At 61.4% G+C, this 25,613-nt stretch carries 26 protein-coding genes and 1 tRNA gene; 16 read left to right on the top strand and 11 right to left on the bottom strand.

The window, feature by feature from the left end:
* Positions 1 to 14: 14 nt before the first annotated feature.
* The 8 genes from ACP7E3_RS07935 to ACP7E3_RS07900 all read left to right on the top strand — a co-directional run bounded on the left by ACP7E3_RS07935 (position 15) and on the right by ACP7E3_RS07900 (position 7,273).
* Entirely contained in the window at positions 15 to 944 is a 930-nt protein-coding gene (locus ACP7E3_RS07935; RefSeq protein ID WP_261753671.1) for a MerR family transcriptional regulator, read from the top strand.
* Positions 945 to 2,390 (top strand): deoxyribodipyrimidine photo-lyase, encoded by a 1,446-nt coding sequence (phrB, locus tag ACP7E3_RS07930; RefSeq protein ID WP_426122784.1) that lies wholly within the window; start codon positions 945 to 947, stop codon positions 2,388 to 2,390. It abuts the gene before it with no gap.
* Entirely contained in the window at positions 2,383 to 2,805 is a 423-nt protein-coding gene (locus ACP7E3_RS07925; protein ID WP_017845508.1) for a nuclear transport factor 2 family protein, read from the top strand. The genes phrB and ACP7E3_RS07925 overlap by 8 nt, the downstream gene beginning before the upstream one ends.
* Positions 2,802 to 3,584: an SDR family NAD(P)-dependent oxidoreductase gene (locus tag ACP7E3_RS07920; protein WP_046384752.1), complete on the top strand. Its 783-nt coding sequence runs from the start codon at positions 2,802 to 2,804 to the stop codon at positions 3,582 to 3,584. Before ACP7E3_RS07925 ends, ACP7E3_RS07920 begins: the two co-directional genes overlap by 4 nt.
* The gene (locus ACP7E3_RS07915; protein WP_232566226.1) at positions 3,581 to 4,828 is read left to right on the top strand and encodes an NAD(P)/FAD-dependent oxidoreductase; all 1,248 of its coding nucleotides are present in this window, start codon (positions 3,581 to 3,583) and stop codon (positions 4,826 to 4,828) included. Before ACP7E3_RS07920 ends, ACP7E3_RS07915 begins: the two co-directional genes overlap by 4 nt.
* The gene (locus ACP7E3_RS07910; RefSeq protein ID WP_108525297.1) at positions 4,825 to 5,634 is read left to right on the top strand and encodes a DUF1365 domain-containing protein; all 810 of its coding nucleotides are present in this window, start codon (positions 4,825 to 4,827) and stop codon (positions 5,632 to 5,634) included. Before ACP7E3_RS07915 ends, ACP7E3_RS07910 begins: the two co-directional genes overlap by 4 nt.
* Positions 5,621 to 6,892, top strand: coding sequence for an SAM-dependent methyltransferase (locus tag ACP7E3_RS07905; RefSeq protein WP_017845512.1), 1,272 nt, complete (start codon positions 5,621 to 5,623; stop codon positions 6,890 to 6,892). The genes ACP7E3_RS07910 and ACP7E3_RS07905 overlap by 14 nt, the downstream gene beginning before the upstream one ends.
* A gap of 75 nt (positions 6,893 to 6,967) precedes the next feature.
* A complete protein-coding gene (locus ACP7E3_RS07900) occupies positions 6,968 to 7,273 on the top strand; it encodes a YkgJ family cysteine cluster protein (RefSeq protein ID WP_026139835.1) in 306 nt (101 codons plus the stop codon).
* Positions 7,274 to 7,528: 255 nt separating this feature from the next.
* Here the strand turns inward: ACP7E3_RS07900 and ACP7E3_RS07895 are convergent, their stop codons facing one another.
* From ACP7E3_RS07895 to hemA, 6 genes are all read right to left on the bottom strand, one after another.
* The gene (locus ACP7E3_RS07895) at positions 7,529 to 8,047 is read right to left on the bottom strand and encodes an acyloxyacyl hydrolase (protein ID WP_046384755.1); all 519 of its coding nucleotides are present in this window, start codon (positions 8,045 to 8,047) and stop codon (positions 7,529 to 7,531) included.
* 113 nt (positions 8,048 to 8,160) lie between these two features.
* The gene (gene murI, locus ACP7E3_RS07890; RefSeq protein ID WP_046384756.1) at positions 8,161 to 8,955 is read right to left on the bottom strand and encodes a glutamate racemase; all 795 of its coding nucleotides are present in this window, start codon (positions 8,953 to 8,955) and stop codon (positions 8,161 to 8,163) included.
* Positions 8,948 to 9,703 (bottom strand): molybdopterin-synthase adenylyltransferase MoeB, encoded by a 756-nt coding sequence (locus tag ACP7E3_RS07885; RefSeq protein ID WP_017844398.1) that lies wholly within the window; start codon positions 9,701 to 9,703, stop codon positions 8,948 to 8,950. The genes murI and ACP7E3_RS07885 overlap by 8 nt, the downstream gene beginning before the upstream one ends.
* On the bottom strand, positions 9,697 to 10,527 hold the full coding sequence (gene prmC, locus ACP7E3_RS07880; protein ID WP_017844399.1) for a peptide chain release factor N(5)-glutamine methyltransferase: 831 nt from the start codon (positions 10,525 to 10,527) through the stop codon (positions 9,697 to 9,699). Before prmC ends, ACP7E3_RS07885 begins: the two co-directional genes overlap by 7 nt.
* On the bottom strand, positions 10,528 to 11,610 hold the full coding sequence (gene prfA / locus ACP7E3_RS07875) for a peptide chain release factor 1 (RefSeq protein WP_017844400.1): 1,083 nt from the start codon (positions 11,608 to 11,610) through the stop codon (positions 10,528 to 10,530).
* Positions 11,610 to 12,896 (bottom strand): glutamyl-tRNA reductase, encoded by a 1,287-nt coding sequence (gene hemA / locus ACP7E3_RS07870; protein WP_017844401.1) that lies wholly within the window; start codon positions 12,894 to 12,896, stop codon positions 11,610 to 11,612. Before hemA ends, prfA begins: the two co-directional genes overlap by 1 nt.
* 182 nt (positions 12,897 to 13,078) lie before the next feature.
* Between hemA and ACP7E3_RS07865 the strand changes: the two genes are divergently transcribed.
* From ACP7E3_RS07865 to ychF, 8 genes are all read left to right on the top strand, one after another.
* Entirely contained in the window at positions 13,079 to 14,803 is a 1,725-nt protein-coding gene (locus ACP7E3_RS07865) for a tetratricopeptide repeat protein (RefSeq protein ID WP_108525293.1), read from the top strand.
* A gap of 4 nt (positions 14,804 to 14,807) precedes the next feature.
* Entirely contained in the window at positions 14,808 to 15,425 is a 618-nt protein-coding gene (gene lolB, locus ACP7E3_RS07860; RefSeq protein ID WP_017844403.1) for a lipoprotein insertase outer membrane protein LolB, read from the top strand.
* Between the two features lie 49 nt (positions 15,426 to 15,474).
* Positions 15,475 to 16,278 carry a 4-(cytidine 5'-diphospho)-2-C-methyl-D-erythritol kinase gene (gene ispE, locus ACP7E3_RS07855; protein WP_186354582.1) on the top strand — a complete coding sequence of 268 codons (804 nt, stop codon included), beginning with the start codon at positions 15,475 to 15,477 and terminating at the stop codon, positions 16,276 to 16,278.
* Positions 16,279 to 16,315: 37 nt separating this feature from the next.
* Positions 16,316 to 16,390 (top strand) — tRNA-Gln (locus ACP7E3_RS07850).
* Positions 16,391 to 16,436: 46 nt separating this feature from the next.
* On the top strand, positions 16,437 to 17,378 hold the full coding sequence (locus ACP7E3_RS07845; RefSeq protein ID WP_017844405.1) for a ribose-phosphate pyrophosphokinase: 942 nt from the start codon (positions 16,437 to 16,439) through the stop codon (positions 17,376 to 17,378).
* A gap of 138 nt (positions 17,379 to 17,516) precedes the next feature.
* A complete protein-coding gene (locus tag ACP7E3_RS07840; protein ID WP_017844406.1) occupies positions 17,517 to 18,116 on the top strand; it encodes a 50S ribosomal protein L25/general stress protein Ctc in 600 nt (199 codons plus the stop codon).
* Between the two features lie 166 nt (positions 18,117 to 18,282).
* On the top strand, positions 18,283 to 18,867 hold the full coding sequence (gene pth / locus ACP7E3_RS07835; RefSeq protein WP_017844407.1) for an aminoacyl-tRNA hydrolase: 585 nt from the start codon (positions 18,283 to 18,285) through the stop codon (positions 18,865 to 18,867).
* 22 nt (positions 18,868 to 18,889) lie between these two features.
* Positions 18,890 to 19,990: a redox-regulated ATPase YchF gene (ychF, locus tag ACP7E3_RS07830; protein WP_046384760.1), complete on the top strand. Its 1,101-nt coding sequence runs from the start codon at positions 18,890 to 18,892 to the stop codon at positions 19,988 to 19,990.
* Positions 19,991 to 20,173: 183 nt separating this feature from the next.
* On the opposite strand, the gene ACP7E3_RS07825 is transcribed toward ychF, so the two are convergent.
* The 5 genes from ACP7E3_RS07825 to ACP7E3_RS07805 all read right to left on the bottom strand — a co-directional run bounded on the left by ACP7E3_RS07825 (position 20,174) and on the right by ACP7E3_RS07805 (position 25,562).
* Positions 20,174 to 21,586 carry an aldehyde dehydrogenase family protein gene (locus tag ACP7E3_RS07825; protein WP_128191612.1) on the bottom strand — a complete coding sequence of 471 codons (1,413 nt, stop codon included), beginning with the start codon at positions 21,584 to 21,586 and terminating at the stop codon, positions 20,174 to 20,176.
* Between the two features lie 10 nt (positions 21,587 to 21,596).
* Entirely contained in the window at positions 21,597 to 22,640 is a 1,044-nt protein-coding gene (locus tag ACP7E3_RS07820) for a homoserine dehydrogenase (protein ID WP_046384762.1), read from the bottom strand.
* A 175-nt stretch (positions 22,641 to 22,815) separates the two neighbouring features.
* Positions 22,816 to 23,253: an Lrp/AsnC family transcriptional regulator gene (locus tag ACP7E3_RS07815; protein ID WP_046384763.1), complete on the bottom strand. Its 438-nt coding sequence runs from the start codon at positions 23,251 to 23,253 to the stop codon at positions 22,816 to 22,818.
* Positions 23,254 to 23,275: 22 nt separating this feature from the next.
* On the bottom strand, positions 23,276 to 24,655 hold the full coding sequence (gene thrC, locus ACP7E3_RS07810) for a threonine synthase (RefSeq protein ID WP_046384764.1): 1,380 nt from the start codon (positions 24,653 to 24,655) through the stop codon (positions 23,276 to 23,278).
* A 16-nt stretch (positions 24,656 to 24,671) separates the two neighbouring features.
* Positions 24,672 to 25,562 carry a LysR substrate-binding domain-containing protein gene (locus ACP7E3_RS07805; RefSeq protein WP_046384765.1) on the bottom strand — a complete coding sequence of 297 codons (891 nt, stop codon included), beginning with the start codon at positions 25,560 to 25,562 and terminating at the stop codon, positions 24,672 to 24,674.
* Positions 25,563 to 25,613: the final 51 nt, after the last annotated feature.

The raw sequence follows: 25,613 nt of genomic DNA, 5'->3' as shown, positions 1-25,613 counted from the left end.
CCATGAAAAACCTCATGACCGCAGCCTTGCAAGACGAACCCGGCGAAGATATCGCCCAAGCCCTCGAAGACGGCTGGCTGCCGATCCGTGAAGTGGCGCGCCAGACCGGCGTCAACGCCGTGACCCTGCGCGCCTGGGAACGCCGCTATGGCCTGATCGTGCCGCAGCGCACGCCCAAGGGTCACCGGCTGTTCAGCCGCGACCATGTGCAGCGCATCCACACCATCCTCACCTGGCTCAATCGCGGCGTGCCGGTCAGCCAGGTGAAAAACCTGATCGACTCCGCGCACGTCGCTCCCGACGCCGTCGAAAACGAATGGCACACCCTGCGCCAGACCCTGGTGCAGGCCATCAGCGAACTGGCCGAACGCCGGGTCGACGATGCCTTCAACCAGGCCATGGCGCTCTACCCGCCGCGCACCCTGTGCGAACAACTGCTGCTGCCGCTGCTCCGCGAACTGGAGCAACGCTGGCAGGGCCAATTCGGCGCGCAGATGGAACGGGTATTCTTCCTGTCCTGGTTGCGCAGCAAGTTCGGCGCGCGGATCTATCACAACAATCGCCAGTTGCACGGCGCACCGCTGCTGCTGGTGAATCATTCCGACCTGCCCCTGGCACCGCACCTGTGGCTCAGCGCCTGGCTGGCCAGCAGCGCCGACTGCCCGGTGGAAGTCTTCGACTGGCCGCTGCCGACCGGTGAACTGGCGCTGGCCGTGGAACACCTGCAACCGCGCGCGGTGCTGCTGTATTCCAGCCAGGCGCTCCATTTGTCGGCACTCGCAAAACTTCTGGGCGGCATCGCTTGCCCAAAGTTGATCGTCGGACCAACGGTATGCATCCACCAGGCCGAGCTGACGGCATTAGCTGGCGACACCCCTGAATTGTTCGTCGCCGAAGACCCATTGTCGGCTCACCAGATACTGATCCAGCAGGGACTTGTTTAAATGCACTTGATCTGGCTGCGCACCGACCTGCGCCTGCATGACAACACCGCCCTGACCGCCGCGAGCCAGCGCGGCCCGGTGGCGGCCGTGTACCTGATCACCCCGCAGCAATGGCTGGCCCACGATGATGCACCGTGCAAAGTCGACTTCTGGCTGCGCAACCTGCAGCACTTGAGCCAGGCCCTCGGCGCGCTGAATATTCCCTTGCTGATCCGCCGCGCCGCGACCTGGGACCACGCGCCCGCCGTACTCGGCCAACTGTGCCGCGAGCTATCGGTCGAGTCGGTCCACGTCAACGAGGAATACGGCATCCACGAAAGCCGTCGCGATGCGGCGGTGGCCAAGGCTTTGGAAGCCGACGGCGTGAGCTTCCACCGTTACCTGGACCAATTGTTTTTCCAGCCCGGCAGCGTGCTGACCAAGACCGGCACCTACTTCCAGGTGTTCAGCCAGTTCCGCAAAGTCTGCTACGCCCGCCTGCACAGCGCCCTGCCGCGCCGGGTGGCCACGCCCAAGGCTCAAGCGGCCCTCGCGCTGACCAGCGACCCGGTACCGCAACAGGTCGACGGTTTCGAAACGCCGAGCGAAACGCTGCGCGCCCTCTGGCCCGCCGGTGAAGACGAAGCGCGCCGCCGCCTCGACGCGTTCGCCGCGCAGCAGATCAGCTACTACAAGGATGAGCGCGACTTCCCGGCCAAGCCCGGCACCAGCCAGCTGTCGGCGTACCTCGCGGCGGGCGTGGTTTCGCCGCGCCAGTGCCTGCATGCCGCGCTGCAGCGCAACCAGGGCGAGTTCGAAAGCGGCGATATCGGCACGATCACCTGGGTCAACGAACTGCTCTGGCGTGAGTTCTACAAGCACATCCTGGTGGGCTACCCGCGGGTGTCCCGTCACCGCGCCTTCCGCCCCGAAACCGAGGCGGTGGCCTGGCGCGACGCGCCCAACGACCTCGCCGCCTGGCAGCAGGCGCGCACCGGTTTGCCGATCATCGACGCGGCCATGCGCCAACTGCTGGAAACCGGCTGGATGCACAACCGCCTGCGCATGGTGGTGGCGATGTTCCTGACCAAGAACCTGCTGATCGACTGGCGCGAAGGCGAGCGCTTTTTCATGCGCCACCTGATCGACGGCGACCTGGCAGCCAACAATGGCGGCTGGCAGTGGAGCGCCTCCACCGGCACCGATTCGGCGCCGTATTTCCGGATTTTCAGCCCGCTGAGCCAGTCGCAGAAATTTGACCGCGACGGCGTGTTCATCAAGCACTGGCTGCCGCAACTGGCGACGCTGAATAAAAACGACGTACACGACCCGCAGGCCGCTGGCGGCCTGTTCGGCGTGGCCGACTACCCGCGCTCGATCGTCGACCTGAAACACTCCCGCGAACGTGCATTGGCGGCATTCCGCAGCCTGCCGTCGCGCCAGACCGTCGGAGCCGAACATGAGTGACTTCCTGCGCCGCTTCGCCCAGGCCTTCGCCACTCTGGACAAGCACAACCTGCACCTGCTCGACAGCCTGTACAGCAAGGACATCGTCTTCACCGACCCGCTGCACGAGGTCCACGGGCTCACGCCGCTGCACCACTACTTCGCGCAGTTGTACGGTAATGTCAGCCAGTTGCGCTTCGACTTCCACGGCTTCGACCAGGTGGCCGAAGGCGAAGGTTACCTGCGCTGGAAAATGAGCTTTTGCCACCCGCGCCTGGCCAAGGGCAAGGTGATCCGAGTGGAAGGCTGCTCGCACCTGATGTGGCGCGACAAGGTGTACCGCCATCGGGATTATTTCGATGCCGGCGCAATGCTTTACGAACACTTGCCGGTGTTCGGCCGTGTGATCAGTTGGCTGAAAAGGAGAGTCGGATGAACCTCACACCGCCCCGTCGTTATTGGCTGACCGGCGCCAGCAGTGGCATCGGCGCCTCCCTAGCCGTGGAGCTGCTCAACAGCGGCGCCCACGTGGCCCTCAGTTCGCGCTCCAAAGGCCCGCTGCAAGCGCTCGCCCAACGCTTTCCCGGCCAAGTGCTGGTCGTGGCGGGCGACTTGACCAACAGCCAGACCGTGCGCGAAATCGGCGAACACATCGCCCAGGTCTGGGGGTCGCTGGACACCGTGATCCTCAATGCCGGCACCTGTGAATATGTCGATGCCAAGCAATTCGACGCGTCGATCGTCGAACACGTGGTACGCACCAACCTGCTCGCCAGCAGTTATTGCATCGAAGCCGCACTGCCACTGTTGCGCGCCGGGCGCGCACCGCACCTGGTGGGCGTGGCCAGCGCCGTGACCTACCTGCCGATGCCGCGCGCCGAAGCCTATGGCGCGTCCAAGGCCGGTTTGCGCTACCTGTTCGAATCCCTGCGCATCAGCCTGTCGCCGGAAAACATCGACGTCACCGTGATCAGCCCGGGCTTTGTCGACACCCCGCTGACCGAGCGCAATGACTTCCCGATGCCCCTGGCCTGGTCTGCCGACAAGGCGGCCCGGCATATCTTCGCCAAGCTGGACAAACGCCCACTGGAAATCGCCTTCCCGGCGATGTTCATCGCCACCCTGTGGCCGTTGTCGAAACTGCCGAATCGCGCGCAACTGATCATCGGCAAACGCATGCTGCGCAGCCCGCCGCCAAAAAAGGACGACCTGTGAAGATCGCGATTATCGGCAGCGGCATTGCCGGGCTGACCAGCGCCTACCTGCTCAGCCGTCGCCACGACATCACCCTGTTCGAAGCGGGCGATCGCATCGGCGGGCATACCCACACGGTCAACGTCACCGTCGAGGGTAAAAGCTATGCGGTGGACACCGGTTTTATCGTATTCAACGACTGGACCTACCCCAACTTCATCCGCCTGCTGGGTCAGGTCGGCGTGAAGTTCAAACCCACCGAGATGAGCTTTTCGGTGTGCGACCGCCGCAGCGGGTTCGAGTACAACGGCAATAACCTCAACAGCCTGTTTGCGCAGCGGCGCAATCTGTTGTCGCCGGGGTTCTGGGGCATGTTGCGCGATATTCTGCGCTTCAACCGCGAGGCGCCGGCGGACCTGCAAGCGCAACGCATCAGTGCCGACATGACCCTGGGTGACTACCTCGACGCTGGCGGCTACGGCCCGCGATTCATCCGGCATTACATCGTGCCGATGGGCGCAGCGATCTGGTCGATGTCCCTGGCGGACATGCTCGGTTTCCCCTTGCAGTTCTTTGTGCGCTTCTTCAAGAACCACGGCTTGCTGTCGGTGAGCAACCGCCCGCAATGGTGCGTGATCGAGGGCGGCTCAAGCCGCTACATCGAACCGCTGACCCGCGGCTTTCGTGAACGGATTCGCCTCGATTGCCCCGTGCATCGGGTCGAGCGCGATCCACAGGGCGTGACGATCCACAGCGCCGCGGGCACCGAAACCTTCGACAAAGTGGTGTTCGCCTGCCACAGCGACCAGGCGCTAGCCATGCTGGGCGAGCCGAGCAGTGCCGAGCAGCAGATCCTCGGCGCCCTGCCCTACGCCGACAATGACGTGGTGCTGCACACCGACACGCGCCTGCTGCCAGACCGCAAACTGGCCTGGGCCAGCTGGAACTACCGGCTCAGCGGCAATGCACAGAGCCAGGCGGCGGTGACCTATGACATGAACATCCTGCAAGGCATCGACAGCGCCACGACCTTTTGCGTCAGCCTCAACCAGACATCGATGATCAACCCGCTGAAGATCCTCGCCCGCTACACCTATGCCCATCCGCAATACAGCCTGGCGGCCGTGGCCGCGCAAGCGCGTTGGGAAGAGTTGAGCGGTGCGCAGCATACCTATTATTGCGGCGCCTATTGGGCCAACGGCTTCCACGAAGACGGCGTGATCAGCGCCTTGCGCGTGGCCCAGGCGTTTGGAGAAGCCCTGTGAACAGCGCCTTGTACAGCGGCTGGATCGCCCATCGCCGGTTTGCGCCCAAGGCCCACGCCTTTCGCTACCGCATCGGCTTGCTGTACCTGGACTTGAGCGAACAGGACGCAGTGCTCGGGCTGTCGCCCCTGGCCGGCGCAGGTCGCCTGGCCGCCTTCGGCTTTCGCCAGCAGGATTACCTGCGTGAATTCACCCGTCACGGCATGAGCCTGAGCGATGCCGTGCGCCAGCAAGTCGGCAAGGCGCTGGGGCGTACACCCCAGGGCGCTATCTGCCTACTGACTCAGGCCCGCAGTTGGGGCCTGGCGTTTAACCCGGTGAGTTTCTTCTACTGCTTTGAGGCCGACGGACAATTGGCCGCGATCCTGTGTGAAGTGACCAACACCCCATGGCGCGAGCGCTATCACTACGTGCTGCCGGCCCTGGCGCTGGGCGCCGACGAGCATCAGCACTTCGCCGTGGCCAAGGCGTTTCATGTATCGCCGTTCCTGCCGCCCGACCTGGAATACCGCATGAGCTTCAGCCCGCCCGCCGCCAGGCTTGGGGTCCACATGGCCGACTGGCAGGGCGATCGGAAAGTCTTCGACGCCACCTTGAGCCTGCAGCGCGAAGCCCTCAGCCGCGCCAGCCTGCACCGCTATCTGTGGCGCTTTCCGTGGATGACCGCCAAGACCTGCCTGGCGATCTATTGGCAGGCCCTGCGCCTGTTGCTCAAACGCACACCGATTTTTCCCCATCAGGTCGCCGATGGCGCCTCTCGCACCGCCGTCGGGTACACCAAGGATCGCCGCCATGAAATCCCCTAGCTTATCGGTCAAGGCCAACCGCCTGAACGTCAACGGCGTGACCACCGCACTGCTGCGCAAAGCCGTGCTGCGGCAACTCAGCCAATTGCGCCACGGCCAACTGGTGCTGATCGAAGACGGCGAACGCCAAGTGTTCGGCGCCCGCGAAGCGCATCTGCTGGGCGAGATCCAGATCCTCGATTCGGCGGTGTGGGGCCTGGTGGCGGCCAACGGCTCAATCGGTGCGGGCGAAGCGTTTATCCATGGTTATTGGAGCAGCCCGGACCTGACCGCCGTGGTGCGTGTGATGGTCAGCAACCTGGAAGTGCTCGACGCGCTGGAGGGCGGCCTGGCCAAGCTGGCGCGGCCGTTCACCCAAGGCTTGCATTGGCTCAACCGCAATACGCGCAAGGGTTCGCAGAAGAACATCGCCGCCCACTATGACCTGGGCAACGACCTGTTCGAAGAATTCCTCGACCCGACCATGATGTATTCGGCGGCGCAGTTCCTGAGCGCCGAAGACACCCTGGAACAGGCGCAACTGAACAAGCTGGAACGCATCTGCCAGAAACTCGCGCTTAAACCCACCGACCATCTGCTGGAGATCGGCACCGGCTGGGGCAGCATGGCGTTGTACGCGGCGCGGCACTATGGCTGCAAAGTCACCACCACGACCTTGTCCAGGGAACAGTTTGTCTACACCCAGCAACGCATCGCCGCCATGGGGCTGCAAGACCAGGTGACGCTGCTGTTGCAGGACTACCGCGACCTGAGCGGCCAATACGACAAGCTGGTGTCCATCGAAATGATCGAAGCGGTGGGCCATCGCTTCCTGCCGACCTACTTCAAACAGTGCGCGCGCCTGCTCAAGAGCGATGGGCTGATGCTGCTGCAAGCCATCACCATCCGTGAGCAACGCTTTGAACAGGCCAAGAACAGCGTCGACTTCATCCAGCGCTATATCTTCCCCGGCGGCGCCTTGCCCTGTGTGCAGAACATGCTGCAGATCATCAGCCGCGACACCGACATGAACCTGCTGCACATGGAAGATTTCGGCCTGCATTACGCGCGAACCCTGCGCTTGTGGCATGAGAACTTTCGCCGCGCTCACGGCCGTCTCATGGAATTGGGCTACGACGAATACTTCCTGCGGTTGTGGGAGTTTTACCTGTGCTACTGCGAAGGCGGCTTTATGGAGCGCACCATCGGCACCGCGCAGTTGCTGCTGGCCAAGCCGGCAGCCATCAACCCGCCGTTGCTTGGGCGTTTCAGTGCTTAACCAATGCGCCGGGTACGCTAACGTCTGTCAGCCCTTTCACACCTGTGTCACCCGCTTGCCTTACACTGCGTGCCTATGACCAACATCCCCCACACCCAAATCACCACCCCCGCCGTCACCTGCTCGACGTGCGCGGCCTGCTGCTGCCAGCTGGAAGTCATGCTGATCACCGACACGGGCGTGCCCGAGCGCTATATCGACACCGACGATTGGGGCGGCGAAGTCATGCTGCGCCTGGACGACGGCTGGTGCGCAGCGCTGGACCGGGACACGATGATGTGTACGATTTATACGCGTCGGCCGCTGATCTGCCGGGAATTCGAGATGGGCGCGCCGGAATGCCTGACCGAACGCGAAGGGATTGCGACCGCTTACCGCTGATCTCAGGCCGACGAATATCTCAATGTGGGAGGGGGCTTGCCCCCGATAGCAGTGGGTCAGTTGGCAAATTCTGCGACTGACACTCCGCTATCGGGGGCAAGCCCCCTCCCACAGGGTTTTGCAGGGCAACGAGTAGTTTTCGATGCCACCGAACGCGAACGGATTGCGACCGCTTACCGCTGATCTCAGGCCGACAAATATCTCAATGTGGGAGGGGGCTTGCCCCCTCCCACAGGGTTTTGCAGGGTTCTGAAGTTACAGCGGCATCGTGTAGTGCAACGAGTAGTTTTCGATGCCGTCGTTATGGTCGCTGAGCCCGGCGTTGGAGTAGTGCATGGCACGAATGCCCACTTCATGCCCGCCGTTAAAGCGCAAACCGAAACCCAGGCGGTCTTCGAACTGGAAGGCCTGGCCGAGGTTGTTGTCTTCCAACCGCGTGCGGGAGAATGCCGCCACCCCGATCCCGGCCTCGATGTAAGGTTTTACCGATTCCCCGGCGAACTCATACACAAATACCGGGGAGAACGACAGGCTGCTCGCGCCTGCACGGTGATCACCTTCCCAATAGGTGTATGCACCACTCCAATAGCCGGTCAGGCGACCGACGTCGCTCTGCATCCAGCTCTTATCCCAATCCGACGTCAGCCCCAATCGATAGGTGAGCGTCGAATCACCGGTGGCCCCCAGGCCAAACTCAAGGCCGGCGGCCTGCGCCGAAAAAGAGTGTCCCACCACAACGGCCGCAATCGCGGCCAAACAGAACAAGCGCTTCATAAGAAACATCCTTTCCGAACGAAGTTATAGGTTTTTACACAGGGAAATCTCGCTTATAGAAGCCGACTCACTGTCAGAAATTCAGCGTCTAACGGCGAATTTTGACGAAATTTTCACGAGCCGAAGCTTCTCACAACTCCGGGATGTTTCCATAGTGTCGGTAGGATATTTCTTAGATGACACACATCGCCGCTGGTCCAGAACTGGGCAGGGCCCGGAGTGCCGGCGGCCAGCAGATCGCGTTCGCCGAGCAGGCGCTTGAGTTGGCGGGCCACGGCGGCGCCGGTGTCGATCAGGCTGATGCCGGGGGGCAGCATCTGCGCCAGGAGCGGCTTGAGGAAGGGGTAGTGGGTGCAACCGAGGATGATGGTGTCGCAGCCGGCGCTGAGCAACGGTTCGACATAGCTTTGCAACAACTGGCGCAGGGCCGGACTGCCCAGGTCGCCGGTTTCAATCAGTTCCACCAGGCCTGGGCACGGCCGGGTGATCACCCGCACATCGGTGGCGAAACGGTCGAGCAACGCGGCGAACTTGGCGCTCTGCAGGGTGCCGGTGGTGGCGAGTACGCCGACCACGCCACTGCGGGTCGCAGCGGTAGCGGGTTTGACGGCGGGTTCCATCCCCACCAGCGGCCAGTCGGGGTAGCTCTTGCGCAAGTCGGCCACGGCAGCAACGGTCGCTGTGTTGCAGGCAATCACCAAGGCTTTGGCGCCGCGCTCGCGGAAAAACGCCGCAACCCGGTGTAAACGCTCACAAATAAAGGCCGGCGTTTTCTCGCCGTAGGGGATGTACCCGCAATCGGCGACGTACAGCAGCGACTCATGGGGCAACAGTTGCTGGATTTCCTCGAGCACCGTCAACCCGCCGATACCGGAGTCGAACACACCGATCGGTGCATCCTTAACCATGCTGCGTCCCACACACACTGCAACCGGGATCGCGCTTGACGCGCAACTCACGGAAACGCGTGGTCAAGGCATCGATCAGCAACAAGCGTCCGACCAGGGGCTCACCGAAACCGGCGAGCAACTTCAATGCTTCCAGGGCCTGCAGGCTGCCGACCAGACCGACCAGCGGGCCGACCACGCCGGCTTCGCTGCAGGTCAGTTCGGTGTCGCTGCCGTGCCCGTATAAACAGTGGTAGCACGGGCTGTCGGCGCGACGCGGGTCAAACACCGACAATTGCCCATCCAGGCGGATCGCCGCGCCGCTGACCAACGGCTTGCCGGCGGCCACGCAGGCGGCGTTGACCGCTTCGCGGGTGGAAAAATTGTCGCTGCAGTCGAGCACCACATCCACCGCCGCCACTGCCGCGGCCAGGGAGTCGGCATCCAGCGCAGTGCGATGGGTGAGCAGTTTGACCTCGGGGTTGAGCGCGGTCAGACGGCGGATGGCCGAATCGACCTTGCTCAGGCCGACACTGTCCGTGTCATGGATGATCTGGCGTTGCAGATTGGTCAGGTCGACGGTGTCGAAATCCGCCAGATGCAACTCGCCGACCCCGGCCGCCGCCAGGTACAGCGCCACCGGCGCGCCCAGGCCGCCGAGGCCGACGATCAAGGCGCGACCGTTTTTCAGGCGCAATTGGCCGTCGATGTCGACCTGTTTCAACAGAATCTGTCGGCTATAGCGCAACAGCTCCTGGTCGCTCAGCATGGCCGGCGCCCCAGGCTGATGCGTTCGTGGCCGCCGAGGTCGATGCGGCTGTGGACGCCTTCAAAGCCCTGACTCAGCAGCAGGTCACGCACCGCCGCGGCCTGGTCGTAACCGTGTTCCAGCAACAACCAACCGCCCGCGTTGAGGTGGGCCGGCGCCTCGGCGATGATCAGCCGCAGGTCGTCCAACCCATCATGGCCCGCCACCAGCGCGCTGGCCGGCTCAAAACGCACGTCGCCAGCCGCCAGGTGCGGATCGTTGGCGGCGATGTAGGGCGGGTTGCTGATGATCAGGTCGTAGGTGTGGCCTTGCAACGCGCTGAACCAATGACTGTTGAGCACAGTGGCATTGTGCAGGTTCAGGCGCTGGCGATTGCGTTCGGCCAGGGCCACGGCTTCGAGTACGCGGTCGACGGCGGTGACGTGCCAGGCCGGGCGCTCGCTGGCCAGGGCCAGGGCGATGGCGCCGCTGCCGGTGCCGAGGTCGAGCACCTTGGCCGGCGTGGCGGGCAACAATTCCAGGGCCGCCTCGACCAGCAGTTCGGTGTCCGGGCGCGGGATCAGCGTGTGGGGCGCGACTTCCAGGTCCAGCTTCCAGAAACCTTGCTGGCCGAGGATGTAGGCCACCGGCTCACCGGCGCGGCGGCGTTGCAGGTAATCGGCGAAGGTCAGCGCGGCTTCGCTGCTGACGATTTTTTCCGGCCAGGTGTGCAGGTAGCTACGGGACTTGCCCAGGGCAGCCGCGAGCAACAGCTCCACGTCCAGGCGTGCGGTGGGCGAGTCGGGCAGGTCGGCGGCGCGCAGCAGGCTGGCGATGATGGTCATTTATTCACCTATCGCCGCCAATTGGTCGGCCTGGTATTCGACGAGCAACGGCTCGATCACCGCGTCGATGCCACCGGCGAGAATCTCGTCCAGGGAGTAGAGCGTGAGGTTGACCCGGTGGTCGGTGACCCGGCCCTGGGCAAAGTTGTAGGTGCGGATGCGCTCGGAACGGTCGCCCGAGCCCACCAGCAGTTTGCGTTCACTGGCAATCGCGTTGGCGGCGGCGCTGGTCTGCTGGTCATTCAATTTGGCCGACAGCCAGGACATGGCCCGCGCCCGGTTCTTGTGCTGCGAACGCTCTTCCTGGCATTCAACCACGATGCCCGACGGCAAGTGCGTGATGCGGATCGCCGAGTCGGTCTTGTTGATGTGCTGACCACCGGCACCGGATGAACGGTAGGTGTCGACGCGCAGGTCCGCCGGGTTGATCTCGATGGCTTCCTGCTCGTCCGGCTCGGGCAACACCGCCACGGTACACGCCGAGGTGTGGATACGGCCTTGGGATTCGGTGGCCGGCACCCGTTGCACGCGGTGCGCGCCGGACTCGAATTTCAGCTTGCCGTACACGTTGTCGCCTTCGACGCGGGCGATGACTTCTTTATAGCCGCCGTGTTCGCCTTCGTTCTCGGACAGGATCTCGACGCGCCAGCCACGCCGCTCGGCATACCGCGAGTACATGCGGAACAGGTCGCCGGAGAAAATCGCCGCCTCGTCGCCGCCGGTGCCGGCGCGGATTTCGAGGAAGACGTTGCGCCCGTCGTTGGGGTCCTTGGGCAGCAGCATGCGTTGCAGGTCGCCTTCGAGCTCGGCCAGTTTGTCTTTGGCTTCACGGACTTCTTCCACGGCCATTTCACGCATGTCCGGGTCGCTGTCCTTGAGCAGGGCCTGGGCGCCCTCCAGGTCGGCCTGTACTTTCAACAGGTTCTGATAGGTGAGCACAATGGGCTCAACTTCGGCGTATTCCTTGGAATAAGCGCGGAACTTGGCCTGATCGGAGATGACCTCGCCGTCGCCGAGCAACGCAGTCAGTTCTTCGAAACGGTCCTGGAGCACGTCCAGTTTGTTGAGCAGTGACGCTTTCATTACGGTTTTTTATCCGAAGAGCTATCTGACGCGCCCTCACCGAGGGCAAAGAGTTCCTGCGCCATGGCCAGCGCATCGAGGCGGCCTTCGGCAGTGAGTTTTTTCAGTTGTACGCTGGGAGCGTGCAGCAACTTGTTGGTCAAGCCGCGGGCCAGTTGCATCAGCACGTCTTCGGCGTTGCCGCCATTGGCCAATAAGCGCTGGGCCTTGCTCAACTCCTCGTCGCGCAGGCGTTCGCCCTGTTGACGATACGCCTTGAGCACGTCCACCGCCGCCAGTTCGCGCAGGCGCACCATGAAGTCTTCGGCGCCGACGCTGACCATTTCCTCGGCGGCCTGGGCTGCGCCCTGACGGCTCTTGAGGTTTTCGGCGACCACTTCGTGCAGATCGTCGACGCTATACAGGTAAACGTCGTCCAACTCGCCGACTTCAGGCTCGATATCCCGGGGAACGGCAATATCCACCATGAAGATCGGCTTGTGCTTGCGCAGCTTCAGCGCGCTTTCTACCGCGCCTTTACCCAGGATCGGCAACTGGCTGGCGGTGGAACTGATGACGATGTCGCTGCGCACCAACTCGGCCGGGATATCGGCCAGCAGCACGGCGTGGGCGCCGAACTGTTCGGCGAGGATGCTGGCACGCTCCAGGGTGCGGTTGGCCACCACGATACGCTTCACGCCGAGGTCGTGCAGGTGACGGGCGACCAGGGTGATGGTCTCGCCGGCACCGATCAGCAAGGCCTGGCTGCGCTGCAAGTCGCTGAAAATCTGTTTGGCTAGGCTGACGGCGGCAAACGCCACGGACACCGGGTTTTCCCCGATGGCGGTGTCGGTGCGTACCTGCTTGGCGGAATTGAACGTGGCCTGGAACAGGCGCCCCAGCAGCGGCCCCACGGTGCCAGCCTCACGCGCCACGGCGTAGGCGGATTTCATCTGGCCGAGGATCTGCGGCTCGCCCAGGACCAGCGAATCGAGACCGGACGCCACACGCATCATGTGACGAACTGCCGCATCGTCCTCATGCACATAAGCGCTCGCGCGCAGGTCATTGAAGTCCAAATGGTGGTAATCGGCCAGCCAGCGCAGCACGACATCCGCTGAAAGATGCTCCTGCTCTATATAAAGCTCGCTGCGATTGCAGGTGGAAAGGATCGCAGCTTCGCGGCTGTCGGTGAGTCGGCAGAGCTGCTGCAAGGCCTCAACCAACTGCTCAGGCGTAAACGCCACGCGCTCGCGCACGTCTACGGAGGCAGTCTTGTGGTTAATACCGAGTGCGAGGAAGGCCATTCAATATCGCTGATGATGTCGGGAAGCCGACAATTGTCCTACTTCGATAGATTCAGAACAACCACCGTCGTCTATTGTCCCTATACGTTGTGCCTATAAAGGCATCCACTGAGACTCGGTTATGTTTGGCCGAAGGCTTGTGTCATGATGATCCGACCGCAGGTTAGTCGTCCTCTTCCTATATGAATAGATCCTCCGCGTTGCTCCTCGCTTTTGTCTTCCTCAACGGCTGCCAGGCCATGGCCCCCGTGTCGACCGACGGTACACCGCCGGTGGAAGAGAGCACCCCAGCCCCTGAAAAGCCCAAGGTTTACTCCTCGTTCACTGAAGATACGGTGTACAGCCTGCTGACCGCAGAACTGGCCGGCCAGCGCAATCGTTTCGATATTGCGCTGGATAATTACGTGACCCAGGCCATCAATACGCAAGATCCGGGCATCTCGGAGCGGGCGTTTCGCATCGCCGAGTACCTGGGGGCCGACCAGGCTGCGCTGGACACCTCGCTGATCTGGGCGAAAAACGCGCCGGACGACCTGGAGGCACAACGGGCGGCAGCCATTCAATTGGCGCGCTCGGGGCGCTACGACGACTCCATGACCTATATGGAGAAAGTCCTGCAGGGCAAGGGCGACACGCATTTCGACTTTCTTGCGCTGTCGGCGGCCGATACCGACCAGGACACGCGCAACGGGCTGATGAAGAGTTTCGACCGCCTGCTGCAAAAACACCCGAAGAACAGCCAGCTCGTGTTCGGCAAGGCCTTGCTGCTGCAACAGGACGACGAAGCCGAAGCCGCGCTGAAGCTGCTGGAACAGAACCCACCGGAAGAAGGCGAGATCGCGCCGATCCTGCTGCGCGCACGCCTGTTGCAGAACCTCAACCGCGGCAAGGAAGCGATTCCGCTGCTGGAAAAAAGCATCAAGAAGTACCCGGAAGACAAGCGCCTGCGCCTGACTTACGCGCGCACGCTGGTGGAGCAGGACCGCATGGAGGACGCCAAAGTGCAGTTCGCCAACCTGGTCCAGCAATACCCGGACGATGACGAATTGCGCTACTCCCTGGCGCTGGTGTGCCTGGAAGCCAAGGCCTGGGACGAGGCCAAGGGCTATCTGGAAGAGTTGATCGAGCGCGAAAGCCATGTGGACTCGGCGCACCTGAACCTCGGCCGCATCGCCGAAGAAAACAACGACCCCCAGGCCGCCCTGCTCGAATACGCCAAGGTCGGCCCCGGCAACGACTACCTGCCCGCCCAGTTGCGCCAGGCCGACATCCTGATGAGCAACGGGCGCACCGACGAGGCGGAAAAACGCCTGGTCGCGGCGCGCGAGGCGGAACCGGACTACGCGATCCAGCTGTACCTGATCCAGGCCGAAACCTTGTCGGCCAACAATCAGGCCGAGCGCGCCTGGAAAGTCTTGCAACAAGCCTTGCTGCAATACCCCGACGACCTGAACCTGCTCTACACCCGTGCGATGCAGGCGGAAAAACGCAATGACCTGGCGCAGATGGAAAAAGACCTGCGCCTGATCATCAAGCGCGACCCGGACAACGCCATGGCGCTCAATGCCCTGGGCTACACCCTGTCCGACCGCACCACGCGTTACGCCGAAGCCAAGGTGCTGATCGAACAGGCCCACAAGCTCAACCCGGAAGACCCGGCCGTACTCGACAGCCTGGGCTGGGTGAACTACCGTCTGGGCAACCTGGACGAGGCTGAGCGCCTGCTGCGCCAGGCGCTGGAGCGCTTCCCCGACCAGGAAGTCGCCGCCCACCTGGGCGAAGTGCTCTGGGCCAATGGCAAACAGCGCGAAGCCCGACAAATCTGGGAAAAGTTCCTCAAGGAACAACCCGAAAGCCCCATCCTGCGCGGCACCATCAAGCGCCTGACCGGTTCCGAGACCCTTTAAGTTTATGTTCTTGCGCCACTTTATCGTTTTCAGCTTCATCGCCTTGCTCGCCGGTTGCGCGGGCTTCGGTGCCCGCGAATCCGTTGAGGGCCAGGGCAACCCGGCGCAATGGAAACAGCACAAGGCCCAGCTCAGCAGCATCGATGGCTGGCAGATCGAAGGAAAAGTCGGGGTACGCGCGCCGAAAGATTCCGGCAGCGGCACCTTGTTCTGGCTGCAACGCCAGGACTACTTCGATATCCGCCTGTCCGGCCCATTGGGGCGCGGCGCCGCCCGCCTGACCGGCCGACCGGGGCAAGTCAGCCTCGAAGTGGCCAACCAGGGTCGCTACGAAGCCGTCTCCCCGGAGGCGCTGCTGGAAGAGCAGATCGGCTGGAAACTGCCGGTGTCGCACCTGGTCTGGTGGGTACGCGGCTTGCCCGCCCCCGACAGCAAAAGCCGCCTGAGCCTCAATGGCGACAGCCGCCTGGCTTCCCTGGAGCAGGACGGCTGGCAGGTCGAATACCTGAGCTACGTGCAACAGAGCGGTTATTGGCTGCCCGAGCGGATCAAACTGCACGGCACCGACCTTGATATCACGCTGGTGATCAAGGACTGGCAACCACGCAAGCTGGGGCAATAACGTGACCGTAGAGAAACTGACCCTGCCCTCCCCGGCCAAACTCAATCTGATGCTGCACATCCTGGGACGCCGCGAAGACGGCTACCACGAGTTGCAGACGCTGTTTCAATTTCTCGACTACGGCGATGAACTGACATTCGCCGTGCGCGACGATGGCGTGATCCGACTGCACACCGAATTCGAAGGGGTGCCCCACGACAGCAACCTGATCGTGAAGGCCGCGAAAAAACTTCAGGCGCAATCGGGTTGCGCCCTGGGCATCGACATCTGGATCGATAAAATCCTGCCCATGGGCGGCGGCATCGGTGGCGGCAGCTCGAATGCCGCGACCACACTGCTGGGCCTGAACCACTTGTGGAAGCTCGGCTGGGACCTCGATCGCTTGGCCGCACTGGGCCTGACACTGGGCGCCGACGTCCCGGTTTTCGTGCGTGGGCACGCGGCTTTTGCCGAGGGCGTGGGAGAAAAACTCACCCCGGAAAACCCCGAAGAGCCTTGGTATGTCGTGCTTGTCCCGCAAGTATCTGTAAGTACAGCAGAAATTTTTTCAGATCCACTGTTGACACGTAACTCTCCTCCCATTAAAGTGCGCCCCGTTCCCAAGGGAAACAGTCGAAATGACTGCTTACCGGTTGTAGCAAGGCGTTATCCAGAAGTACGTAACGCTTTGAATTTGTTAGGTAAATTTACCGAAGCAAAATTAACCGGCACTGGAAGTTGTGTGTTTGGGGGCTTCCCAAACAAAGCTGAAGCTGATAAAGTCTCGGCCCTTCTTACAGAGACCCTTACAGGGTTTGTAGCGAAAGGAAGCAACGTTTCGATGTTGCATCGCAAGCTGCAAAGTCTGCTCTAAAAGGAACCGAGTACTGGGTACTCGTTGCAACAGATACAGGGGCGTCGCCAAGCGGTAAGGCAGCAGGTTTTGATCCTGCCATGCGTTGGTTCGAATCCAGCCGCCCCTGCCATTTTCCTTTACTCATCCAGGTTACCCTCAGCCTCTAGGTACTGCGCGTGTCCAAGATGATGGTCTTTACGGGGAACGCCAACCCCGATCTGGCTCGACGTGTTGTTCGTCAGCTGCATATCCCTCTCGGTGACATCTCTGTCGGTAAATTCTCCGACGGCGAAATTACCGCCGAGATCAATGAAAACGTCCGCGGTAAAGACGTCTTCATTATCCAGCCGACCTGCGCTCCGACCAACGATAACCTGATGGAACTCGTCGTGATGGCTGATGCCTTCCGCCGCTCCTCAGCGACTCGAATCACAGCTGTAATCCCTTACTTTGGTTATGCCCGTCAGGATCGCCGTCCGCGTTCCGCACGTGTGGCTATCAGCGCGAAAGTCGTGGCTGACATGCTCACCGTGGTAGGCATCGACCGTGTTCTCACGGTTGACCTGCACGCTGACCAAATCCAGGGGTTCTTCGATATTCCGGTAGATAACATCTACGGCTCCCCCGTATTGGTGGATGACATCGAAGACCAGCGCTTTGAAAACCTGATGATCGTGTCCCCGGACATTGGTGGCGTCGTGCGTGCACGGGCTGTCGCCAAATCCCTGGGCGTTGATCTCGGGATCATCGACAAACGCCGCGAGAAAGCCAATCACTCTGAAGTGATGCATATCATCGGTGATGTCGAAGGGCGTACCTGTATTCTGGTTGATGACATGGTCGACACCGCCGGCACCCTGTGCCACGCGGCGAAAGCCTTGAAAGAGCACGGTGCGGCAAAAGTCTTCGCCTACTGCACACACCCTGTGCTGTCGGGCCGAGCGATCGAGAACATCGAGAACTCAATGCTGGACGAACTGGTGGTGACCAACACCATCCCGTTGTCCGCTGCAGCTCAAGCCTGTCCGCGTATCCGCCAACTGGATATCGCACCGGTAGTTGCCGAAGCGGTTCGCCGCATCAGCAACGAAGAATCGATCAGCGCGATGTTCCGTTAAGGGTCAAACCTTCGGATCACCTCACTGACGAAAAGCGCCCCGCCCCGGCATATTGTCGGGGCGGGGCTTTTTTGCCCATATCGCCTTTAGCGCTGGTCGCAAACGCTGGGGCGAATGTGGTTATTTTGGAGATACAACATGAACGAATTTATTCTGAATGCTGAAGTGCGTTCCGACCTGGGGAAAGGTGCGAGCCGCCGCCTGCGTCGTCTCGCAAGCCTGGTTCCAGCTGTAGTTTACGGTGGCGACAAAGCCCCTGAATCCATCAGCATGCTGGCCAAAGAAGTTGCCAAACTGCTGGAAAACGATGCGGCCTACAGCCACATCATTTCGCTGAACGTCGGCGGCACCAAGCAGAACGTCATCATCAAGGCCCTGCAACGTCACCCAGCTAAAGGCCACGTGCTGCACGCTGACTTCGTTCGCGTCGTTGCCGGCCAGAAACTGACTGCCGTCGTGCCTGTGCACTTTGTTGGTGAAGAAGCTCCGATCAAAAAAGGCGGCGAAGTTTCGCACGTTGTTGCCGAGATCGAAGTGACCTGCCTGCCGAAAGACCTGCCTGAGTTCATCGAAGTCGACCTGTCGGCTCTGGAAATCGGCGAAATCCTGCACCTGTCCGACCTCAAAGCCCCTAAAGGCGTTGAGTTTGTCGCACTGGTTCACGGTGATGACAAAGCGGTTGCCAACGTTCACGCTCCACGCGTTGCTCCAGAAGCTGAAGAAGGCGCTGCAGAGTAATTCACTCTGTATTGCCGGAGCTTGAGGAAACATCGCGGACCGAAACGTAGCGAGAAAGCGGGCGATAACGCGACGTTTACTCTTGAGTAAATGATCCCTTGTCGTCCACTTTCGCCGCACTCAGGTCGGCATTGTTATCCACAACTCCAAAGGAAGGGCCCCTGTCGTGACTGCCATTAAACTGATCGTTGGCCTGGGAAATCCAGGCGCAGAATACGAACAGACCCGGCATAACGCGGGGGCCCTTTTTGTTGAGCGCATCGCCCACGCCCAAGGTGTAAACCTGGTGGCCGATCGCAAGTATTTCGGCCTGACCGGACGCTTTTCGCATCAGGGTCAGGATGTTCGTCTGTTGATTCCCACCACCTACATGAACCGCAGCGGCCAGGCTGTCGCGGCGCTTGCGGGGTTCTTCCGGATCAAACCCGAAGAAATCCTGGTGGCCCATGACGAACTGGACCTGCCACCCGGCGTTGCCAAGCTCAAGCAAGGCGGCGGGCATGGCGGGCACAATGGCCTGCGCGACATCATCGCGCAGCTGGGCAATCAGAATACCTTTTACCGTCTGCGGCTCGGCATTGGCCACCCAGGCGTTGCCAGTATGGTTTCAAATTTCGTCCTGGGTCGTGCGCCACGCGCCGAACAGGAAAAACTCGATGCCTGCATCGACTTTGCCCTCGGCGTGCTGCCGGATATCCTCGCCGGGGAATGGAACCGCGCGATGAAAAACCTGCACAGCCAGAAGGCCTGACTCTTTTCCGAGGGGAAACACCATGGGATTCAATTGCGGCATCGTCGGCCTGCCCAACGTCGGCAAATCCACCCTGTTCAACGCGCTGACCAAGTCCGGTATTGCGGCGGAGAACTTCCCCTTCTGCACCATCGAACCCAACAGCGGTATCGTGCCGATGCCGGACCCACGCCTGGACGCCCTGGCGGTGATCGTCAACCCCAAGCGCATCCTGCCGACCACCATGGAATTCGTCGACATCGCCGGCCTGGTGGCCGGTGCGTCGAAAGGTGAAGGCCTGGGCAACAAGTTCCTGGCCAACATCCGCGAAACCGATGCCATCGCCCACGTGGTCCGCTGCTTTGAAGACGAGAACGTGATTCACGTCTCCAACAGCGTCGACCCGAAACGCGACATCGAGATCATCGACCTGGAACTGATCTTCGCCGACCTCGACAGCTGCGAGAAGCAACTGCAGAAAGTCGCGCGTAACGCCAAGGGTGGCGACAAGGACGCCGTGGTCCAGAAAGGCCTGCTGGAGCAGCTGATCGCCCACTTCACCCTGGGCAAGCCGGCACGCAGCCTGATGAAGACCATGGGTGCTGACGAGAAGGCCGCGGTCAAGGGCTTCCACCTGCTGACCACCAAGCCGGTGATGTACATCGCCAACGTCGCCGAAGACGGCTTCGAGAACAACCCGCTGCTCGACGTGGTCAAGGCCATCGCCGACGAAGAAGGCGCGATCGTGGTTCCGGTGTGCAACAAGATCGAAGCGGAAATCGCCGAGCTCGATGACGGCGAAGAAAAAGACATGTTCCTCGAGGCCCTGGGCCTGGAAGAGCCTGGCCTGAATCGCGTGATCCGCGCCGGTTACGAAATGCTCAACCTGCAGACCTACTTCACCGCCGGTGTCGAAGAAGTCCGCGCCTGGACCGTCAAGGTCGGCGCCACCGCGCCACAGGCCGCCGGCGTGATCCACACCGACTTCGAAAAAGGCTTTATCCGCGCCGAAGTGATCGCCTACAACGACTTCATCCAGTACAAGGGTGAAGCCGGTGCCAAGGAAGCCGGTAAATGGCGCCTGGAAGGTAAGGAATATATCGTCAAGGACGGCGATGTGATGCACTTCCGCTTCAACGTGTAAGCGTTGTCGGAATCAAAGAAGCCGCGTTTATTCGCGGCTTTTTTGTGGGCGCTTTGAAGGCATGCGAGCCATTCGATCTGAACTCTCGGCAATAAATGCATGGCTAACGCTAGAAAAAGGCATTGGGCGGGTGACCAGACCTTCCCAATGCCAAACGACCTGATTTAATTTGCCTTGAATCGCTTAACCCAGGGTGTTCAGACACACCACCTTGGGCTGGGTCATTTCCTCATAGGCAAAGCGCACCCCTTCCCGCCCGAGGCTGCCGTACTTGGAGCCGCCAAACGGCATGGCATCGAAACGATAGTCGGACGAATCGTTGATCATCACGCCACCCGCCTCGATCCGCCGCGCCGCACTCATCGCCGTCGCCAGATCATTGGTGAAGATACCCGCGTGCAGGCTGTAATCGGGTTCATTGGCCAACGAGATGGCCTCATCGAAGGTTTCGAAAGGCTGCAACACGACCACTGGGGCAAACACTTCGTTGCGCCACAGGCGACTGGCATGATCGACGTTTTCCAGCACGGTCGCGGCGTAGCACGAGCCCCCGCGCCGGTGGCCGCAAAGTAACCTGGCGCCCTCCTCCAACGCTTCGTTGACCACCTGCTCGGCCTTCTGCGCCGCTTGGGGGGTAATCATCGGGCCGATGTCGGTGCTGGCAAGCAATGGGTCTCCGGTCACCAGTTTCTGCGCCAGGCTGACGAAGTGCTCGCGAAAACGCGCGTAGATCGACGCCTGGATCAGCAGGCGCTGAGTGCCGATGCAGTTCTGTCCCGCCGCCCAGAAGGCCCCGGACAGACAACTGTCGACGGCGGCCGCAAGGTTGCAGTCCGCCATGACGATCACCGGCGCATTGCCGCCCAAGTCCATGGCGAGCTTCTTCAGGCCGGCCGTGCGGGCAATCTGCTCGCCGGTGACGAAGCCGCCAGTAAAGGAAATCATCCGCACCTCACGGGAGGCGACCAAGGCCTTGCCCAGTTCCGCGCCGCCGGTGGCGACGGTGACCACCGACTCGGGCAACCCGGCCTTAACCAGACACGAGACCAATTTGATGGCCGACAACGGCGCCAGCTCAGACGGTTTGAGAATCACCGCGTTGCCGCCGGCAATGGCCGGACCGAGCTTGTGCGCCACCAGATTCAATGGATCGTTGTACGGGGTGATCGCGACGATCAGGCCCAGCGGCTCGCGGGAGAACCAGCCCTGGCGCGACTCGGAGCCCTCATAGGCATCGAAAGGCACCACTTCCCCGGCATTGCGCCTGGCCTCTTCGGCAGAAAGCTTGAGGGTGTTGACGCAGCGTTTGACCTCTTTTTCCGCCTGTTTGAGGGTCTTGCCGGCTTCGTCGACAATCAGCCGGGCAAATGCCGGGGCATCGCGTTCGATGTGCAAGGCGGCCTGTTCGAGAATGCGTGCCCGACGATGACGCGGCAGTTCGGCGCAGGCTTGCGCACCGCTGCGACCCTGCACCAGCAACTGCGGCACCTGCGATGCACAAACATCCGCTACGGTCCCGATAACAGTCCCGTCAAAGGGGTTGAAGACTTCGATGTGCGGCGCCACGGCAGCCAGCGCAAGACTCGATAGTTTCACAGGCGTTCTCCTAGTTGTGCGCAACAGACTGATGGATGCTGATGATGTCCGACAGCAACGCAAACGCTGTTTCCGTGCGCCCAGCTCCCGGCCCCGAAACCGTCACAGCGCCGAGCAGATCGGTGGCGAACGACACGGCATTGGTGGCGCCGCAGATACCGGCCAGCGGATGATCATGGTTCAACAGGCGCGGCTCGACACTGGCACTGACCGAACCATCGGCATGACGCGTGGCCGCGCCGATAAGCCTCCAGCGTGCTCCGTCCTGCCGGGCTTTTTCGATGTCGCCAAGGCCGAGTGAGGAAATACCGCTGCAACTGACATCGTTGACGTTCAGCTTGGCGTCCAGCAACTCGTTGGCCAGAATCACCACCTTCAGACGTACATCATGCCCCTCGACGTCCGCCGTTGGGTCGGCTTCGGCATACCCCAATGCCTGCGCCTCACTGACCGCCTCGGCGAAACCCAGGCCGCCTTCCATGCGGGTCAGGACGAAGTTGGACGTGCCGTTGAGAATCCCCTCGAAACCGACAACCGAACTGCCCGCCAGCAACTGCCTGGCCAGGCGGATCACCGGTGTGCCGCTCATCACCGAACCTTCGTATTCAAAGACGACGTTATTGCGCTGGGCCAGGTCTTTCAGCTCGCCACCGTGCAGGGCAATCGGTCCCTTGTTGGTGGTGACCACATGTTTGCCGTTCTCCAGCGCCCAGCGGCAGAACGAAGTAGCCGGCTCACCATCCACCGGGTTGGTAAAGGTCGCTTCGGCAATGATGTCCGCACCGGACGCCTTGATCACCGCTTCGTTGAGGGCTACGGCTTCGCCCCCCGGCAGTTGCGCGAAAGCGCCCTTGACCGCTGGAAGATTGGCCAGCAACGCGGCATCCAACCCGTCGCGACCGATCACCGAACCGAGGAACAGATCAGTGACGCCGACGATTTTCAGGGTAAAACCCAGTTCGTTTTTCCAACTGTCGTTACGCTCGGCAATCAGCTGGGCCAGCGCCCGGTTGACACCACCGAAGCCGACCAGCGCCAGTTTGTATTCAGTCATTTTTATTGTCCTTGATCTGGGTGATGGGTTGTTGGGCACTAGATTAGGGACACGTCCTGGGCAGTGAAATATGCCAATTTGCTCTATTTCATGGGCGTTTTGACCAGTGCCTGGGCAAAGCGTCCGGGCATAAAAAAAGCCAACCGAAGTTGACTTTTTCACAGCAAAAAACCGGCTAGACAACAGACGATAAAACGAATGAAGTCACCGTGTTTTCCACGCCCGGCAGCGCGGAGATTTCATTCCAGACCTTATGCACCCGCTCCGGGCTCGCAGCGCCGACGCGCAGCATCAGGTCGAACTCGCCGCTCATGACATCGCACTCGATGACTTCCGGTATTGCCCGCAAAGCCTGCAGCACATCCGCGCCGCGCATGCGGTCGTAGCGATAGACAAAAATCACCGCATTGATGCTCGAAGAGGCTTGTCGCCCCTCCCCCGTTCGCACCGTATACCCCTGTATCGCACCGTCGCGCTCGAGCCGTTCGATCCGTTGGCGCACGGCATTGCGCGACAGATTGACCTTGGTCGCCAGCTCGGCGTGGGCCGCCCGGGCATTGAGCCGCAGCTCAGCGATGATACGTTCATCGAGCGGGTCCAGAATGCGCTTCACTTGACCTCCTGCGGCAACGCCATCACAGCGCGCCGAGCAGCTGATGGATGGTGTCGAGGTCGTCCGGTTGAATCCGGTAATGCTGTGCCGATCCCTGCTCCGCGAGCGGGCTGTGTTGCGCCGGCGCACCGATCCCCAGCTCGCCGAGCAGCACGGTAGATTTGGCCGGTGAGATTTCCCCCAGGGTGACCATCGGCGCGACCAGGCTGCGGCGGTACAGTCGAGCTGCCAGGACGCCGGTGGCGGTGTGAGGATCAATGACGTAACCGGTGTCACGGTACAGCGAGGTCATTTCCTGCAGGGTTTCGTCATCGCTGACCGCGTAGGAGTCGATGATCATCCGCGCCTGCAACCAGAACTCGTTGGCGATGGTCATCTCGCCGCTGGATTCGAACGCTGCCATCAGCGCGCTCACCGCCTGATCGTCATGCCCGTAAAGCTCCCAGAGGAAACGTTCAAGGTTGGAAAAAATCGACAGGTCCATGGCCGGCGACAACGTCTTGTTGGTTCGCAACCTGGAGTAGTGGTTCTTCAGAAACAACTGATGCAATGCGTCGTTCTGATTGGTCGCAACGATCATCTGGGTGATCGGCAGGCCCATTTTCTGCGCAATGTAACCGGCATATACCTCGGCAAAACTCGCGGCGGGCACGCTGAAACCAATCAGACGCTGAGCGCCTCCCAGTTGCAGCACGGCGTGGAAATAAAACACCAGTTGCGCCAACACACTGACCCAGTTGCTGGAGTTGAAACTGACTGCCTCGTGCTGCGTGCATGGCCACTGCCGGAACAGCCGGTTCACGATGGTCTGGCACTCATCGAAGCTACCGTTGACCGCGAACGTGTGGACATTCGGGTGAGCCACCGCCTGCAGATGCTGCAACTGATTCTGTGGTACGCCGGATGCCGGATAGAGCACCACCACGACGGTGTCGTTACAGTGCTTGAACGCCTCGATGGCCGCCAGCCCGGTATCACCGTTGGTAGCCCCGAGCACCACCGCGCGTCGCTGGCGTTTGTGCAGAAAATACTGCACCAACTGCGCCTGCAACTGGGCGGCAAAATCCTTCGAGGAACGGGTAGGTCCGTGGAACAGCTCCAGCACCCACTCGTTGCGGTCGACCTGATGCAAGGGCGCCACGGAGCGATGACTGAAGCGGCTGCTCGCCTCTTTGAGCATGCGCTTGAGATCCACCTCAGGGATGGCCCCACCCACAAACGGACTCATGACCCGATAGGCCAGTTCGTCATACGGCAAGATCGACCAATTGGCCATGTCCTGGGGTTCGAACAGCGGCAACTCGAAGGGCACGAACAGTCCGCCGTCCTCGGCAATACCGGATAACACGACCTTTTCGAAATCGACCTGCATGGCCGAACTTCGCGTACTCACATAGTGCATGGTTGACTCCGGCCATTCATTTGTAACGATGTGCCTGCTCGACCAGCCAGGTAGAAAACATGACCGCGTCGGGATGCTGGTCGGCCCCCGAACCGCGTACCAGATAAAACGATTCGCTGGCTTCGATGCGCTGGGCGAAGGGTTCAACCAGACGCCCGTCCTGGAGCATCTCGTCGACCATCGAGGAGCGGGCCAGGGCAATCCCCTGCCCCAACTCGGCCATGCGCAAGGTGCAGATCAGCGTGTCGAACTGCATGCCGGTCGACGAATCGACGGTGTCCGCTCCGACCATGTTCAACCAGTAACCCCAGCCCTCTTCGTAACCCAGAACGTGCAGCAACGGATGGTGAGCCACGTCGGCCGCGACCTTCAGCGGCGAGCGCGCCATCAGGGCGGGCGAGCAGACCGGAAACAAGGTGTCCCAGGTCAGGCGTTGCGAGACCAGGCCGGGCCATTGACCATGACCCCAACGAATTTCCATATCGTCTTCGCCATCCAACTCCTTGACCCAAATGTTGCTGATATAGCGGATGTAGACATGGGGATGAGCCTGACGAAAGTCGACCAATTTGGGCGCCAGCCAATGTACGAAAAACGCCAGGCTGCCACGCACCTTGATCGGCCGGCGTTTGTGTTGGCCGAAAATCTCGTTGGTCCCCACCGCCAGCCGAGTGATCGCATCCTGCACCACCGGCAGATAGGCTTGGCCTTCCTCGGTCAGCCCCAAGCCACGGGGCAAGCGCTTGAACAGCGCCACCCCCAGATGGCTTTCCAATTGGCGGATCTGCTGGCTGACCGCGCCCTGGGTCAAAAACAGTTCCTCGGCGGCGTGGGTAAAGTTCAGACAGCGGGCAGACACCTCGAATGCCCGCAGCCAGTTCAATGGGGGTAACGGCTTTTGTTTCATGGTCTGGACCTCATTGACGCCCCCCGCACCGAGCACGCTTGCCCACCCTGC

The sequence above is a fragment of the Pseudomonas sp. PSPC2-3 genome, from assembly GCF_049898265.1.
GTDB classification, from domain to species: domain Bacteria; phylum Pseudomonadota; class Gammaproteobacteria; order Pseudomonadales; family Pseudomonadaceae; genus Aquipseudomonas; species Aquipseudomonas veronii.
Note: the sequence above shows the minus strand (reverse complement) of the source record. Positions and strands in the feature narration are given on the sequence as shown.